The following is a 14,935-nucleotide window of genomic DNA, read 5'->3' on the forward strand; positions in this document are numbered from 1 at the left end:
AGAGCACGACGCCAGACGCAAAAAGGAGACCCGAAGGTCCCCTTTTCTCGTTTCCATATCCGAACGTACCGGATCAGGCAGCAACCGTTGCCTCAATCGCGGCAAGTGCCGCTTCGGCCTGATCGGCGTCGGGGCCACCGCCCTGTGCCATATCCGGGCGGCCACCGCCCCCCTTGCCGCCAAGCTTTTCGACACCGACACGGACCAGATCGACCGCGCTGAATTTACCCGCAAGGTCTTCGGTCAGGCCAACAACGATAGATGCCTTGCCGCCGTCCGTCGAGATCAAGGCAACAATCCCCGACCCCATCTGATCGCGCAATTCATCAACCATGCCCTTGAGTTCCTTGGCCGGGATACCGTCCAGAACACGCAGGGCCAGTTTGACACCATTGACTTCCTTGAACGCGTCCGCACCCGATGTCCCGCCCGAACCGGCTGTTGCCAGTTTCTTGCGCAGGTCGGAAACTTCGCGTTCAAGCTTTCGACGCTCATCCTGCAAGGCTTTGACACGTGCCGGAACATCTTCGGGAACGGCTTTGAGATCGGCCGAAATGGTTTGCAGAAGCTGATCGCGGGCCGCCATATAGCTTGCTGCATCCGAACCGGTCAGGGCTTCGATACGGCGGACACCGCTTGAAACCGCACCTTCGGATACGATCTTGAACATACCGATATCGCCGGTCCGTTTGACATGCGTACCACCGCAAAGTTCAAGCGAATAAGCATGTTCGTTTGCTTCGGGCAGGCCCATCGATACAACGCGGACTTCATCGCCGTATTTTTCGCCAAACAGGGCCATCGCGCCCAGCTCAATCGCCTCGTCAGGGGTCATCAGACGGGTGGTGACTTCACTGTTTTCGCGGATCAGACGGTTGACGTCGAATTCGATAATAGCGGCTTCTTCGGCGGTGATCGGTTTGGGGTGCGATACGTCAAAACGCAGACGATCCTTGGCAACCAGCGATCCTTTCTGGGTAACGTGATCCCCCAGATGCTTGCGCATCACCGCGTGCAGAAGGTGCGTTGCCGAATGGTTGGCGCGCAAGGACGAACGGCGGGTATGATCGACGCGGAATTCGGCGGCATCGCCAACCGAAACATCACCTTCGACAACCTTGCCAAGATGCACATGCAATGCACCGAGTTTCTTCTGGGTGTCGGTGATTTCAATCACGGCACCCTTCTCGGTTTTGATCACGCCAGCATCGCCCTGCTGACCACCGGATTCCCCAAAGAACGGGGTCTGGTTGGCAACGATGGCAACCTCATCGCCCTTGGTTGCGGTTTTGGTTTCCGCACCATCCTTGATCAGGGCCGTGACAACGCCCTCGGCACTTTCGGTTTCATAGCCCAGGAATTCGGTCGCGCCATCACGGTCATTGATGTCAAACCAGACTTCCTCGGTTGCAGCTTCGCCCGAACCCGACCATGCGGCACGGGCCTTGGCTTTCTGTTCTTCCATCGCCGAGGTAAAGCCGCTTTCATCAATGCCGATCTTGCGCGGTTTAAGCGCATCAGCCGTCAGATCAAGCGGGAAGCCGTAAGTATCATAAAGCTTAAACGCCACATCGCCCGAAAGGGTCGCGCCCTCGGCCATGCCATCGGTCGCGTCATCAAGCATCTTGAGGCCGCGATCAAGCATGGTTTTAAAGCCCTGCTCTTCGAGCTTAAGGGTTTCTTCGATCAATGCCTGCGCCCGAACCAATTCCGGGAAGGCTCCGCCCATTTTGCGCACCAGCGCCGGGACCAGTTTATACATCACCGGGTCCTGGGTGCCGATCATGTGCAGATGACGCATGGCGCGGCGCATGATACGGCGCAGAACGTTACCACGCCCGGCATTGGACGGCAGAACGCCATCGGCAATCAGGAAGCTGGTCGAACGCAGATGGTCGGCAACCACGCGGTGCGACACATTATGCGGTCCATCAGGATCGGTGCTGGTGGCGTCCGCCGATGCCTCGATCAGCGCACGCATCAGGTCAATGTCATAGTTATCGTGTTTGCCCTGAAGCACAGCCGCGATACGTTCAAGGCCCATGCCCGTATCAATCGACGGCTTTGGCAAATTCACACGTTCGCCATTTGCCATCTGCTCATACTGCATGAAGACGAGGTTCCAGATTTCGATGAAACGGTCGCCGTCTTCGTCGGCACTGCCCGGAGGACCGCCCCAGATTTTGTCGCCGTGGTCAAAGAAGATTTCCGAACAAGGGCCGCACGGACCAGTATCGCCCATCGACCAAAAGTTATCCGAAGTCGGAATACGAATGATGCGGTCATCGGACAGACCGGCGATCTTTTTCCAAAGACCATGGGCCTCGTCATCGGTGTGATAGACGGTAACCAGCAGCTTGTCTGCCGGGAGGCCGTATTCCCTGGTGATCAGATTCCAGGCGAACTCAATCGCGTTTTCCTTGAAATAGTCGCCAAACGAAAAGTTTCCGAGCATTTCAAAGAAGGTGTGGTGACGGGCGGTATGACCGACATTTTCAAGATCGTTGTGCTTGCCGCCGGCACGCACGCATTTCTGCGAGGTGGTCGCGCGCGAATAATCGCGGTGTTCCTGACCGGTGAAAACGTTCTTGAACTGGACCATCCCTGCGTTGGTGAACATCAGGGTCGGGTCATTGCGCGGCACCAGCGGGCTGGAAGATACGACCTCGTGGCCGTTCTTGCGGAAGAATTCCAGAAACGTGGTGCGGATATCGTTAACGGTCTGCATCTCTCTCCAACCCGGAAAACGCGGAACAATCGCTGCCGCAAACGTGCGGCGCGACTGCCCTATTTAGCGGCTCGGCCCTGTGCTGTCCAGTCGGGGAAAGGCTTTGCGGTGTTTAAGTGACGATTTCTGCATCCGGCACCGCGTCGATACGATCAGATATGCGAACCTAATCAAGAACCGGGCGCATGAAACTGCGCTCGTAACTGATGATACTGCGGTTACGTTTTTCAAGTTCGAGTGTCGCAACACACTCGTCATCTCCGGCCATCCGATTGCGGTAATCTTCGTATGCTGCAAGGCTTGGGAAGCTGAACAGCGCATAGGCAATGTTGCTGGCGCCTTCATGGGGCAGGAAATAGCCGTGATGCGCCCCGCCCATCCGGTTGACGATGGGAATCCAGCGACGGGCATAAACCTCGAACTCGGGGATTTTGTGCATATCGATAACGTATTTCAGATAGCAGGTGATCACGGCGAGAGCTTTCCAGCACTTGGGGAAGGGTTACTTTTCAACGCCTTCCTGAATCTGTTCGCCCAGTTTTTCAACATCGCGGCCAAATCCGGCAGCGGTTTCACACGCCGCAAGCGACATGCCAAAGCCCGCAATCAGAGCCAGTGCCAGAATACGTTTCACAAGGGTAGACATTGTTTGAATGCTCCTGCCTTTAACGACATGTTGATTTTGAAGGCGGCCGCGGCCTGCTTCTGACGCAAGGCATATGGCTTTCGAAATCGGATGCTATCTTGTCGGGGTCACGTGCTGCTGGCAACTCTTTCCTTCGAGGTAACTTCAAATGCCAAACAAAAACGGGCATGCATTCGCATACCCGTTCCCATTGACCTGCATCATGTCTTTTGGCTTCGGTCAAATCCTGAGGCCGCGACCGCGCAACATATAAGCCCGACAATATCCTATTCGGTGCCTTTCTGGATTGCTTCCCCCGCATCCTCGACATCGCGGCCAAAGCCGTTTGCCGTCTCGCACGCGGCAATGCCAAATCCGATAAATGATATCAAGGCAATCGCAAAAATCTTCTTGCAGATGTCAGACATGGTCTTCTCCTGTTTGCTCAAACAAACGGAACCACTTCGATCAACACGATGCTGCATAAACTGCCTAAATTAATGCGAACATTGATCCTGACAGAGAGCAGAAGCAGGGTCTTACGATCAGTCATCTGGACAATATCGCAATCAGAACCGTTTTTGAGCAGCGAGCATTAAACCCCGAAGACACCATTCCGATCATAATCCAGATCAGTAAAACGGAAAAAAACAGGGCATTCATAAATGCCCTGTTTTAACAGTTTGCCGTGTTCGTCCGGGAATATGGTGCCGTCATTGACCGACGACTTCAAAAACCGGATCAAAAAACGTTAGTGTGCTTTATCAGACTGGTGGGCGACGGCCACGCAATGCGTTGACCAAAAGCGAAACCACGAACAGTACGAGGAAGACGAAGAACAGGATCTTGGCGATCCCGACAAATGTACCTGCCAAGCCGCCAAAACCAAGGACGGCGGCGACAAGCGCCAGAATGAGACAAAAGACTGCCCAACCCAACATGATGTTATCTCCTTTTCAGGCTTTGGCTGCTTGCGGGTGATGGAGTTGATCCAAAAGTCCCGTCAGCGAACGAAAAATCCGCGATGATGCCTTACTCGCTGGCTTCATCCTGAATGGCTTCACCAGCATTTTCCATATCCTGGCCAAACCCTTCGGCGGTTTCACAAGCGGCAAGGCCAAGGCCCATGCCAGAAATCATAGCAACGGCGAAAATCTTTTTCCAAAAGTCGGACATTTCGGTTTCTCCTGTTTGCTCAACGTGATTTTGTTCACACCATCCATAACGGAGCCGGAAAGACAAAGTTCCTTCGCCTGCTGCCAAGCTGCTGATCTGACGCAATTAAGGCAGATCAAACACCTGTGTTTTTGCGGGCTGTAGCCAATCGTGATCATTTTGGGGCAAGTTGAAAAAAGAGGACGCTTTGGCCCTCTTTTCCGCAACCGCATCTATATTCCCCTAGTCAGGAACCGCTCAAATTCAGGAATTCCGCAATCGCCGAAACAATCTTTTGATGAATCCGAGCGCGGTCCGTGCCGGGAGGGTCGGAGCAGATTGGCTCGCTATCTTCTTCTTTAAGTATCTCGGCAGCCCCCGGCATACATTCTCCAAGAAACGTCAAATGATATGCTGGCGCAAACGTTGCTGAAGATGCGTTTTTGATCCGCGCGACCAGATTACTGCCGTTCGGCCCAAAATCAGCAGCCACCCATTTGTTTTCCTCGCCAAGGCCGATAAAGAGCATGGCAGAAGTTACCTCCACCAGACTGGTTTGTGTCGCCGCAAACCCCATGCCTGGCTCTATCGCGACAGAGCGAACAATCCGGTCGTCCCGGCTGGAAGCAGCAAAGTCATCGGGAAGATGATCAGGATCAACACCTCCTTTGCGTAAAAAATCGCAATCTTGGGCCGCATTGCCGAATTTGTCGCAATATTGCGCATAAAGCGTTTGATCAAACCGTACCCCCACAAGGTTTAAAACCGTCGTACCCCCCAGCGAAAACCCGATCGCGGAAATATTCTGGCGATCAATGTAGGGGGCAAAAGCCGGATTGGAGAGGACCTGATCAAGGGTGGCACTGATATCTGCGGCACGTTCGCCGATAAGCGGTGTGCGTCGCGGTGACGAATCCCCCGATGTCGTACCGGGATGGTTGATCGCAACAACCATCGCCCCGCGCAACGCCAGTTGCGAGGACAGCCAGCCAAGTCCATCCATATTGCCGCCCGAGCCATGGGAAAGAAGAACCAGCGGATGTTGCCCCGGCGCAATTGCTGCACCGACATACGCATCTGTTCCCTTCCAGATGATATTGCGGCCGACCGGCGCACGATAGATAAAGGTATCTGCCGGATACCAGACCGAAGCCGCGATTGGCATGGAACGATGGGCTGCGCGCACATCAAAACGGTCATATCCGGCATAATCGGTTTGCGTTTCCGCCAAGACAGGCGATGTCTTCAAGACCGCGGCCAGAAAGAAGGCGACGGCAAGATATATCGGTTTCATCATCAGGATCCTTGTCCTAAGTTAAGCGTGCCGGAACGTTTTTGCCCAAAACAGGATTTCCTGCGTCCTCAAACGGGTTTGTGAACGTCCAAAAACCGGTTTTGATACCTTTTGTCGGGAACTGACTGTCCGATGCTTGTCCTCCCCGTCCCAATTATAGTTGCCCTGGTTTTAGGCTTTCTCTTTGTCCGCGCGGTTGTGGGCGGAAGAACCCCCAGGATGCTTATGGCGCTGCTGCTTGCCGCGGCCGGGCAAAGCATTCTGGTCGGGATTGTTCAGTATTATGGCTTTGCCAGCCTGCGATGGCTTCAACCCATCACCGCATCCATTATCCCGGCTCTGGCCTGGATGGCCTTTCTGGAAGCAAGTCTTCGTGCGCGCTTGCAAATACGGGATTGGGTGCATTTCTCGGTACCGACGGTTGTCGCCCTATGCGTGTTTGTTTTACCGGCGATCATTGATGTTGTGCTTTGCAGCCTTTTTGTCGGATACGGGGCGGCAATTCTGGTGATGCTTCATCGTCAGAGCGGTGATTTTGCCCATATGCCCCTCACCTCGGGCCATATCCCGGCACTGGTTTGGCGCTTCATCGCCTTCGCCCTGATCGCATCGGCCATCAGCGACATGCTGATCATCGTCGCCAAGATCGATGGAAACGATCAGATTGTCGGCCTGATCCTGAGTATCACATCATCTCTGGCACTCTTGACCATCGGCTTTCTGTCCCTGTCGCCCGACATTGCAATTGATGTGGATGTGGATGTCCAATCAGGGGATCAAAATCAGCCTTCCGATCACGTGCCGGCACCCCCCAGCAACCAGGGACATCAGACCATAATGGCCCGGCTTGAAGATTTGCAGATACGCGAACAACTTTATCTTGACCCGGATCTGACGCTTGCACGCATATCCCGACGTATGGGCGTGCCGCTGAAACAGATTTCGACCGCGATCAACGCCACGACCGGTGAAAATGTCTCGCGCTTTATCAACAGGTACCGGATTGAACATGCTTGCCGCGAACTGGACAAGGGCGAGACTGTCACAACGACCATGCTGACAAGCGGCTTTAACACCAAGTCGAATTTCAATCGGGAATTCTTAAGGATAACGGGCAAAACGCCCAGCCAATGGCAACAGGAAGCACAGCAACGCTGATACCTGCTTCGCGCCATATCGTGAAATCCATGCCTGCCTGCGTTACACACGCCGCCAACAAAACTGATCAGACACAAAAACGGGCGCCCAAGGCGCCCGTTTTATTATTCCATCGGCTTTTAACTACGCGTCGTCATCGTTTGACGGCTCATCATCGCTCATGCTGGTCATTGCTTCGGCGATCAGGCCAGCACTTTCGCGGATGCTGCGTTCGATTTCGGCAGTCATTTCCTGATTTTCACGCAGGAAGGTTTTGGCATTCTCGCGGCCCTGACCGATACGGGTCGAGTTATACGAGAACCAGGAACCGGATTTTTCAACGATCCCGGCCTTGACACCAAGATCAAGGATTTCACCCATCTTGGAAATGCCTTCGCCATACATGATGTCGAATTCGACCTGTTTGAACGGTGGCGCCATCTTGTTTTTGACGACCTTCACACGGGTCTGGTTGCCGACGACCTCGTCACGGTCCTTGATCTGACCGATACGGCGGATATCAAGACGAACCGACGCATAGAATTTAAGCGCGTTACCACCCGTGGTGGTTTCCGGGCTGCCAAACATCACACCGATCTTCATACGGATCTGGTTGATGAAGATGACCATGCAGTTCGAACGCGAGACCGAGCTGGTCAGTTTGCGCAATGCCTGGCTCATCAGGCGGGCCTGCAGGCCGACGTGGGTGTCACCCATTTCGCCTTCAAGTTCGGCACGCGGCACAAGGGCGGCAACCGAATCGACGACCAGAACATCAATTGCACCGGAACGCACCAACGTATCGGCGATTTCAAGCGCCTGTTCACCCGCATCGGGCTGCGAAATCAGAAGTTCGTCGGTATTCACACCGAGCTTGCGGGCGTAACCCGGGTCAAGCGCGTGTTCGGCATCGACAAAGGCGCAGGTCCCGCCAAGTTTCTGTGCCTCGGCAATGGTGTGCAGGGCCAGTGTGGTTTTACCCGAACTTTCCGGACCGTAAATTTCGACGATGCGGCCACGCGGCAGACCACCAATCCCCAACCCGATATCAAGGCCAAGTGATCCGGTCGAAATGGCTGAAATATCCACCGCACTATCGCGCTGGCCGAGCTTCATGATCGAGCCCTTGCCAAATGCGCGTTCGATCTGCCCAAGGGCGGCTTCGAGTGCCTTCTGCTTATCCATCGTATCTTTATCCACCAAATGCAGCGCGGTCTGAATCATTTTTCGAACTCTCTTATTCCACAGGGCCGGGTAGGATGCAACGCAGGCGGTTCCCCGGTCCTAAATGCGGAACGCCACCGCTAGGTGCCCCGCCGGATAACTGACATCACGCCAACCATTTTCCGGCAAACGCATTGAGAACATAATGTGAACATTTGCATAAAAAAATGGATGTTGCAAGTTTGTTCTCATCTCACCCCATGAGGAATTCGAACCCATATAAAACAAATTATCCTCGGGCCCATGCTAGGCCCCGTGAAAGAATTCAGGCAAAACCGCTTCAGGTCGTGATTTTCAGATGCTCATGACGATGGGCATGACCATGTTCGTCATTGCCATGATGGTGGGCTTCGACATGCAATTCCCCCGGAACGGAATAAAGCTGCCCATGACGGACACCCGGCTGTGCCAGAACCTGATCGGCGAATTTGCGAATATCGGAAAGCTTGCCGCGCAAGGTCACGCTTTCAAGGCATGTATCGTGATCAATATGGAAATGCACGGTCGAAACGGTCAGATCATGATGTTCGTGCTGCGCACTCATCAGGCGTGATGCCAGCATGCGTTCTTCATGATCATAGACATAATTCAGAACCGCTATGCCAACGCCGCCGGTGTCTTCGTCGAGCTTGGTATTCTGGAGCTTTTCCCGGATCAGGTCACGAAAACCTTCTGACCGGTTGGTGTAGCCGCGATGCTCAAGGAAAGCATCGAACGCCTCCATCAAATCGTCTTCGATTGATACGGTCACGCGGGTCATACGAATTCCCTTTCAGAATCATCAGCTTGACTCGTATGAACATTTTTGAAAAGTTCATACAGCCTTTCAACTTCCCTAATCTCCCAAAGGATAGCAGATGTTTCAATCAAAGTTCACAACCCCGCTTGCAATTGCCGCGCTGGGGTGCCTGATTGGTTATGGTGCAACGGCTCACGAATTCATCGCCAGCAGCACAACCGACCCCGCAAATGACAAAAACACTGCTGTATTCACCCTCGATTCGACCCATGTTTTCGGCTCCGCCGAAGAAGCCGAAGCCCCAAAGCATGTAGCCGCACAATTAATCACTCCCTCGGCCACCACCGATCTTGATGTTAGCGAAAATGCGGATGCCCCCAATCTGACTGGCACCTTCACCCTTTCCGACGAACCGGCATGGCTTGTCGGACATCGCCTTCCGGTGATCTGGTCACAGACACCCGATGGCTGGAAAGAAGGCGGGTCGGATGTGAACCCGGATGCCGTTGCATCCTCGCGCTTTGAAAAGTTTTCCAAAAACCTGACCGGCGGTGACGGAAATGCAGCGTTTGTTTCAACACCACTCGGCCACAAGCTTGAGATCGTGCCCCTAAGCGATCCGCGCGCGACAGGCATCGGCGATGATATCGATGTTCAGGTCCGGCTGAACGGGCAGCCCTATTCGACCAGCGTTCTGGCAACCTATGCCGGATTTACCGAAACACCGTCTTCCTATGCCTATTATACCGAAACCATGAGCGACGATCGCGGCAGCGGCATTGCCAAAATCCGCATCAGTGCGCCGGGTCTATGGGTGGTTCGTGTTGCCGCTGATCTTCCCGATGTCGAGGAAGGTGTGGGCGTGCACAATCTGCGTGCCACGATGACCTTTGACATTGCGCAATAACATTCCGTCATGATGGCATTTATTCGCCCCAGAATTCTGGCTTTGGCCCTGCTGCTGGCGGGGCCCTTGCCTGCGTTTGCCCACGGTGCCGGATGGCAAATCGACCAAAGCCAGTCCGCCACCGTCTATCAGTTCGGATATACCGACGGCACAGCAATGATGTTTGCCGAAGTCACGATAACCGGTCCGGATGGCAAGGTTTGGCAAAAGGGCCGGACGGATCGTGCAGGTCGTTTTGCCCTTGCAACGCCACCCCAGCCACGTGACGGGCAAACCGGTTCGGATTGGAAAATCCTGGTGTCGGACGGCATGGGGCATCAGGTCACCCTGACCCATTCGTCAGATATGACAGACACGCCAAACACAATAGACGCATCACCAACACCCGAACAGGCAACGCCGGGCCTTCGCGGCACAGGTGCCTTGCTTGACCTTCCGCTATGGGCAGCAATCCTGTTCGGGATCAGCCTGATTGCCAATCTGGCATTCATCCCGATCTGGTTCAGGCAGCGGCAAAAACAACGATCAATGCAGGAATAAAAGGGCAACCCCGCCAAAGGCCATGCAGGTCCCGATGATGGCCTGCGGGCCGACCGGGCGGCGCAAAATCAGGCCTTCGTAAACAATCAGCAGAACCGGCGGCAACGCCATCAGGGTCGAGGCAATGCCAACATTGGCATTCTGAACCGCCACCATCGAAAGCCATACCCCCAAAGCAGGACCGATAAAGGCACCAAGAAACAGCCAACGCCCGACATCCGGCGCACTGCACGCCACGATCGTGCGTCGGGCACGCCCCATGGCAACCGCAATTCCCCACATGATCACAACCGCGACAAAGGTTCTGATCCATGTGGCCGACAGCGCAGAATAACCGCTGATCAATGCATATTTCGCCGTCACCAGATTCGCGACCTGACCAATGGCACCGCCAAGTCCAAACAAGATACCAACCAGGTAATTGCGTCCTTCCAACCCGACAGGACGCCCCTTTTTCATCATGATGACCAAAAGAATGCCACCAATGCCAAGCGCAATACCCGACATTTCCTGAGGGCTGAGGACTTCGTCAAACAGAAACCAGCCCAACACCGCTCCCATGATCGGCACGGTCGACATCATCAGCATCGACAACCGGGCCCCCAGCGTCACAAAGGCCTGAAACAGCATGGCATCGCCAATCACAAGGCCAAGAACCGACGACAGAGACAACCAGCCAAGCTGCTCCCACGTCACTGCGTTCGGCCAAGGCTGGCCTTCCAATAGCCAGTGCAACACCGTCAGACAGGTAATCGAGCAGGCCAGACGCCCGCGATTGACCGTCTGCGCGCCGACCTTGCCGCCAATGTTGGAAAAAATCATGCTCGACGTCGCCCAGGCCATCGCTGCAGTAAAGGCGGCTGCTTCACCGAAGAACGGGATCATGCGGGGCTCTTGCTTGGACGTTGTTGTTTTTTTGGCTGCCAGATTGTGGCGCAACCTGACCGGGAACATAAACCCGCTTTGCTGCATTTTGGCAATCTGAATTTCCGCCCGTAGATAAAGGCCAGGACAACATGGGTTAAACGATTAAATGAACCTTCAGCATTCGTCCCTACCCTTCGAACTTTACCCATCCACAAGGATCGCGTTTTGAAGCGTAACGGCCTGATTTTTCTTCTTGGCGTCATATTCACCCCCTTCAATGCCACGGCGGAAACCACAACGGTTTGTACCCTGATTTCGGACACCAAAACCGGCAAGACCATTGTTGAGGAAGGCGAATGTAAAACCCGCGCAACGGCAGCCTCGACCTTCAAGATCGCCATCAGCCTGATGGGATTTGATAGTGGCATCCTGACCGATGCCCATCATCCCGTATGGTCGTTCGAGGAAGGCTATCCAGACTGGCGCGCCGCGTGGCGCGAGGATACGGATCCGCAATACTGGATCGAACAATCCGTGGTCTGGTATTCGCAGCAGATCAATATCAGGCTGGGAGAGGCAAAGTTTCGTGACTATGTCACGTCCTTTGATTACGGGAATGCCGATGTATCAGGGGACGTTGCAAAACAGAACGGCCTGATGCGATCATGGCTAAGCTCGTCCTTGCAAATCTCACCTGCCGAACAGATCGAATTCGTTTCAAAAATGATCCGGGGCGAGTTGCCCATCGGCAAACAGGCCCGCGAAATGGCAATGGGGCTGTTTGACATGGGAGTTCAGGCAAATGGCTGGCACGTATTTGGTAAAACCGGCGCAGGCCTGTCGCAAAATGCCGATGGCCGCCCGATCAAGGGGCAACCGTGGGGCTGGTTCGTGGGTTGGGCAACACGCGGCGACCAGACTGTCGCCTTTGCCAGATTGACCCATGACAGCACGCGCCCGGCAAAATCGCCCGGTTTTGCTGCGCGCGATGCTTTCATGGCCGAATATTTTGCAGCAGACAGTGCCTTTTGACCGGGTAAACCCTTCTGTATCTTGCCAACTTCGGATCGCGGCCTATGTTGGACCGATTGCATAAAACAGGACAGACTGCATGAGCCGGAAAAACGACACCACTGTGGAAAGCAAACCGTTCAAGGGCATTCGCCGCCATCTACATGACGGCGAGGTGGTCATCATGGATTTGCCGATTTCGCCGGTTTCGATCCTTGTCCCCGGTCTCATCAAGATCATCTGGATTGCGGTGCTGATTTATGCATCCTACCACTGGCGCGCAATTTACGATTTTCTGATGCCACAGGCCCGCGCACTTCTGACTGGGCCCGAAGCCTTTGCCGCACTTGACCGGGTCTGGGAAGAATATGAATTCGTCTTTTCAATTGCCTTGTTTGGTGTGATCATCGCGTTGATCTCGATTGTCTGGAAGCTGTTGAAACGGGCCCTTGGCGTTTCAACGCGCGCGGCGCGCGACAGCATCCTTTTGCCCCTGACCGCCATTCGCGATCTGTTTTTCTTTGAACGCGTTATCACCAACAACCGCATCGTCACGCGAAGCGGTGTGTTGCGCAAGGATCAGGATGACCGCGGATTTGAGTCGATCAAAAGCACCCAGATCAGCAAAAGCGTAATCGGCAATATCTTTGATTATGGCGATCTTCATGTTACCGACCGGCTGGGGCACAGCTTTACACTGCGTCAAGTCACGGCACCGGAAACCGTTGCCAAGGAACTTTCCGATTTCTTTGGACGCGTTCGCCCCGATAACCGTCAGGGCGAGCCGATTGACATCACGCATCGCGCCCGCGAAGAAGCGATAGAACACTCAGAAAACAAACCGCTGACACGCCCGGAAGGCGAAGTGTTTTAACTTCACACAATCATGGAACATGACAGCACCCGACGCGTCTTAAAGTTCAGGTAAAGCCGCCCCGATGCAAATGCGGCCAGATCCGAACAAAAGACGTTTTGATGCTGCCTGCAATTGCAAACCTTCCACTTTGGTCCGTTATCGGACTGTTTTCAATCTGTGCAGTGGTGATCGGCTTCGCTGGAACTCGGTTGGCAACGATTGCCCTCAAGCTCGCCGAACGAACCGGCATGGGACAAATCATAGCCGGTGCTGTTTTTGTCGGCATGTCGACCAGCCTGCCCGGAAGTGTGCTTTCGGTAACGACGGCGTGGCAAGGACACAGCGATCTTGCCATCGGTAATGCGCTGGGTGGCATTGCTGCCCAGACAACATTTCTGGCAATCACCGATTTTCTATATCGTAAGGGTAATCTGGAACATGCCGCGGCCAGCGCAACCGGCTTGGCGCAGGCGACCCTGCTGGTCAGCATGCTTGCCCTGCCGCTTCTGGCCTATGCTGGTCCAGACTGGACAATATTGCATATCCATCCGGTATCCATCCTGTTGTTCATTCTGTATGGCTTTGGCCTGTCATTGCTTGCCGAAATCCGCCATCAACCGATGTGGCTACCGCGCAAAACCGACCTGACCGACGAGGATGCCAAGGAAGATGACGCAGATTACCATCCCGAAAGCACGCTTCGTCTGTGGGCAGAGTTTCTGGCCTTTGCCGCGATAACAGCCATCGCCGGTTACACTATTGGTGAAAGCGGACTGGCCATCGTCGATAAAACCGGCATTAGCGAGACGGCAGTTGGCACCTTCCTGACCGCGATTGCGACATCGCTGCCCGAACTTGTTTCGGCAATTGCGGCTGTCCGCATGGGAGCGGTCAATCTGGCAGTTGGGGATATTATCGGTGGCAATGCGTTTGATGTTCTGTTTCTAGCCGCATCGGACTTCGCCTATCGCGATGGATCGATTTACGCCGCATTCAGTCCGCAGCACCTGTTTACCATCGCCCTTGTCATCCTGATGACAGGCATCCTTCTGTTGGGGATGCTCAACCGCGAACGCAGGGGACTTGCCAATATCGGCTGGGAAAGCGTTTCAATCCTGTGCCTTTACGGCATGTCGATATTTTATCTTTCGGGATAGGCCAACGGATAACGTCCGCAGGTTATTTTCCCTTTTCGCGCCACTTGACGATCGTCTGTAAAAACAGTTCCGTGCCTTTATCAAAGACCGGAAGCAAATCGGCATGATCCGCAGCCAGCCAGCTGTAAACCGAAAGGCTCGCAACAGGAACAGCTTGAAATCCGTCAGGAACGCCACCGGTGACCGACAACGAGTAGTTATCAAGCAGAATGGCATCCAATCGCCCGTATCGCAGCATCTTCTGCATCATTTCGGGACCGCGCGGAACATGCACGACATTGGGATAATCAGCCAAAAGTGCGTTAGACCACTTCGCCCCCAGCCAAACACCAACGGTTTCATCCGTTAAATCGTCAATTCCCGATATCTTTCCTGACGGTACAACCAGCATTCCGTCCACCAAACCAACACGTATATTTCCCCTTAGGATCGGCCGGTCAACATTTTGCTGAAATCCCTCAAGCTCGGCAAAAACACCGTCGATTTCACCATGAGACAAAGCCTGAGCCACCCGTGCAAGGGGCATGCGCACCGGTTTGACGCATAGCCCTCCCTGTTGCATGGCCGAACGATATGGCTCGATGCCATCCCCGGTCATCCGGACTTCGGGCATGGCAATAATCAAGCACCTTTCAGTGGCGCCGGCTAATGTCGAATGGCTCAGGATCGAAATCAAAACCAAAATGGTCAGGCCG

At 54.3% G+C, this 14,935-nt stretch carries 17 protein-coding genes; 6 read left to right on the forward strand and 11 right to left on the reverse strand.

The genetic code is table 11. The features are described from left to right. Positions 1 to 73 precede the first annotated feature (73 nt). The 7 genes from alaS to TH468_RS01810 form a co-directional block, all read right to left on the reverse strand. A complete protein-coding gene (gene alaS / locus TH468_RS01780; RefSeq protein WP_085641960.1) occupies positions 74 to 2,728 on the reverse strand; it encodes an alanine--tRNA ligase in 2,655 nt (884 codons plus the stop codon). Positions 2,729 to 2,894: 166 nt separating this feature from the next. Then, on the reverse strand, positions 2,895 to 3,200 hold the full coding sequence (locus TH468_RS01785) for an NIPSNAP family protein (protein WP_085641961.1): 306 nt from the start codon (positions 3,198 to 3,200) through the stop codon (positions 2,895 to 2,897). Between the two features lie 30 nt (positions 3,201 to 3,230). Then, the gene (locus TH468_RS01790) at positions 3,231 to 3,374 is read right to left on the reverse strand and encodes an entericidin (protein ID WP_085641962.1); all 144 of its coding nucleotides are present in this window, start codon (positions 3,372 to 3,374) and stop codon (positions 3,231 to 3,233) included. Positions 3,375 to 3,640: 266 nt separating this feature from the next. Then, positions 3,641 to 3,781 (reverse strand): entericidin A/B family lipoprotein, encoded by a 141-nt coding sequence (locus tag TH468_RS01795; protein WP_085642433.1) that lies wholly within the window; start codon positions 3,779 to 3,781, stop codon positions 3,641 to 3,643. A gap of 336 nt (positions 3,782 to 4,117) precedes the next feature. Continuing rightward, on the reverse strand, positions 4,118 to 4,294 hold the full coding sequence (locus TH468_RS01800; RefSeq protein ID WP_007090561.1) for a DUF1328 domain-containing protein: 177 nt from the start codon (positions 4,292 to 4,294) through the stop codon (positions 4,118 to 4,120). Positions 4,295 to 4,385: 91 nt separating this feature from the next. Continuing rightward, a complete protein-coding gene (locus TH468_RS01805) occupies positions 4,386 to 4,529 on the reverse strand; it encodes an entericidin A/B family lipoprotein (RefSeq protein ID WP_062952851.1) in 144 nt (47 codons plus the stop codon). 226 nt (positions 4,530 to 4,755) lie between these two features. Then, the gene (locus tag TH468_RS01810) at positions 4,756 to 5,805 is read right to left on the reverse strand and encodes a hypothetical protein (protein WP_246832188.1); all 1,050 of its coding nucleotides are present in this window, start codon (positions 5,803 to 5,805) and stop codon (positions 4,756 to 4,758) included. 216 nt (positions 5,806 to 6,021) lie between these two features. Between TH468_RS01810 and TH468_RS01815 the strand changes: the two genes are divergently transcribed. Beyond that, entirely contained in the window at positions 6,022 to 6,960 is a 939-nt protein-coding gene (locus tag TH468_RS01815) for an AraC family transcriptional regulator (protein WP_085641963.1), read from the forward strand. Positions 6,961 to 7,083: 123 nt separating this feature from the next. On the opposite strand, the gene recA is transcribed toward TH468_RS01815, so the two are convergent. After that, positions 7,084 to 8,163: a recombinase RecA gene (recA, locus tag TH468_RS01820; RefSeq protein WP_085641964.1), complete on the reverse strand. Its 1,080-nt coding sequence runs from the start codon at positions 8,161 to 8,163 to the stop codon at positions 7,084 to 7,086. A gap of 280 nt (positions 8,164 to 8,443) precedes the next feature. Next, entirely contained in the window at positions 8,444 to 8,923 is a 480-nt protein-coding gene (gene nikR / locus TH468_RS01825; RefSeq protein WP_085641965.1) for a nickel-responsive transcriptional regulator NikR, read from the reverse strand. 97 nt (positions 8,924 to 9,020) lie between these two features. Between nikR and TH468_RS01830 the strand changes: the two genes are divergently transcribed. Together TH468_RS01830 and TH468_RS01835 are read left to right on the forward strand one after the other, a co-directional pair. Beyond that, positions 9,021 to 9,809, forward strand: a complete 789-nt coding sequence (locus TH468_RS01830) for a DUF4198 domain-containing protein (RefSeq protein WP_085641966.1) — start codon at positions 9,021 to 9,023, stop codon at positions 9,807 to 9,809. A 9-nt stretch (positions 9,810 to 9,818) separates the two neighbouring features. Next, a complete protein-coding gene (locus TH468_RS01835; RefSeq protein WP_085641967.1) occupies positions 9,819 to 10,349 on the forward strand; it encodes a hypothetical protein in 531 nt (176 codons plus the stop codon). On the opposite strand, the gene TH468_RS01840 is transcribed toward TH468_RS01835, so the two are convergent. Continuing rightward, on the reverse strand, positions 10,335 to 11,234 hold the full coding sequence (locus TH468_RS01840; RefSeq protein WP_085642435.1) for a DMT family transporter: 900 nt from the start codon (positions 11,232 to 11,234) through the stop codon (positions 10,335 to 10,337). The genes TH468_RS01835 and TH468_RS01840 overlap by 15 nt on opposite strands. Positions 11,235 to 11,441: 207 nt before the next feature. Here TH468_RS01840 and blaOXA point away from each other — a divergent pair, with 207 nt between their 5' ends. From blaOXA to TH468_RS01855, 3 genes are all read left to right on the forward strand, one after another. After that, on the forward strand, positions 11,442 to 12,248 hold the full coding sequence (blaOXA, locus tag TH468_RS01845) for a class D beta-lactamase (RefSeq protein WP_168177055.1): 807 nt from the start codon (positions 11,442 to 11,444) through the stop codon (positions 12,246 to 12,248). A gap of 79 nt (positions 12,249 to 12,327) precedes the next feature. Then, positions 12,328 to 13,101 carry a PH domain-containing protein gene (locus tag TH468_RS01850; protein ID WP_085641969.1) on the forward strand — a complete coding sequence of 258 codons (774 nt, stop codon included), beginning with the start codon at positions 12,328 to 12,330 and terminating at the stop codon, positions 13,099 to 13,101. A gap of 101 nt (positions 13,102 to 13,202) precedes the next feature. Further along, positions 13,203 to 14,240, forward strand: a complete 1,038-nt coding sequence (locus TH468_RS01855; protein WP_085641970.1) for a sodium:calcium antiporter — start codon at positions 13,203 to 13,205, stop codon at positions 14,238 to 14,240. A 22-nt stretch (positions 14,241 to 14,262) separates the two neighbouring features. Here the strand turns inward: TH468_RS01855 and TH468_RS01860 are convergent, their stop codons facing one another. Then, on the reverse strand, positions 14,263 to 14,853 hold the full coding sequence (locus TH468_RS01860) for a hypothetical protein (protein ID WP_139834608.1): 591 nt from the start codon (positions 14,851 to 14,853) through the stop codon (positions 14,263 to 14,265). Positions 14,854 to 14,935: the final 82 nt, after the last annotated feature.

Source organism: Thalassospira sp. MCCC 1A03138, from assembly GCF_002115785.1.
Lineage (GTDB): Bacteria > Pseudomonadota > Alphaproteobacteria > Rhodospirillales > Thalassospiraceae > Thalassospira.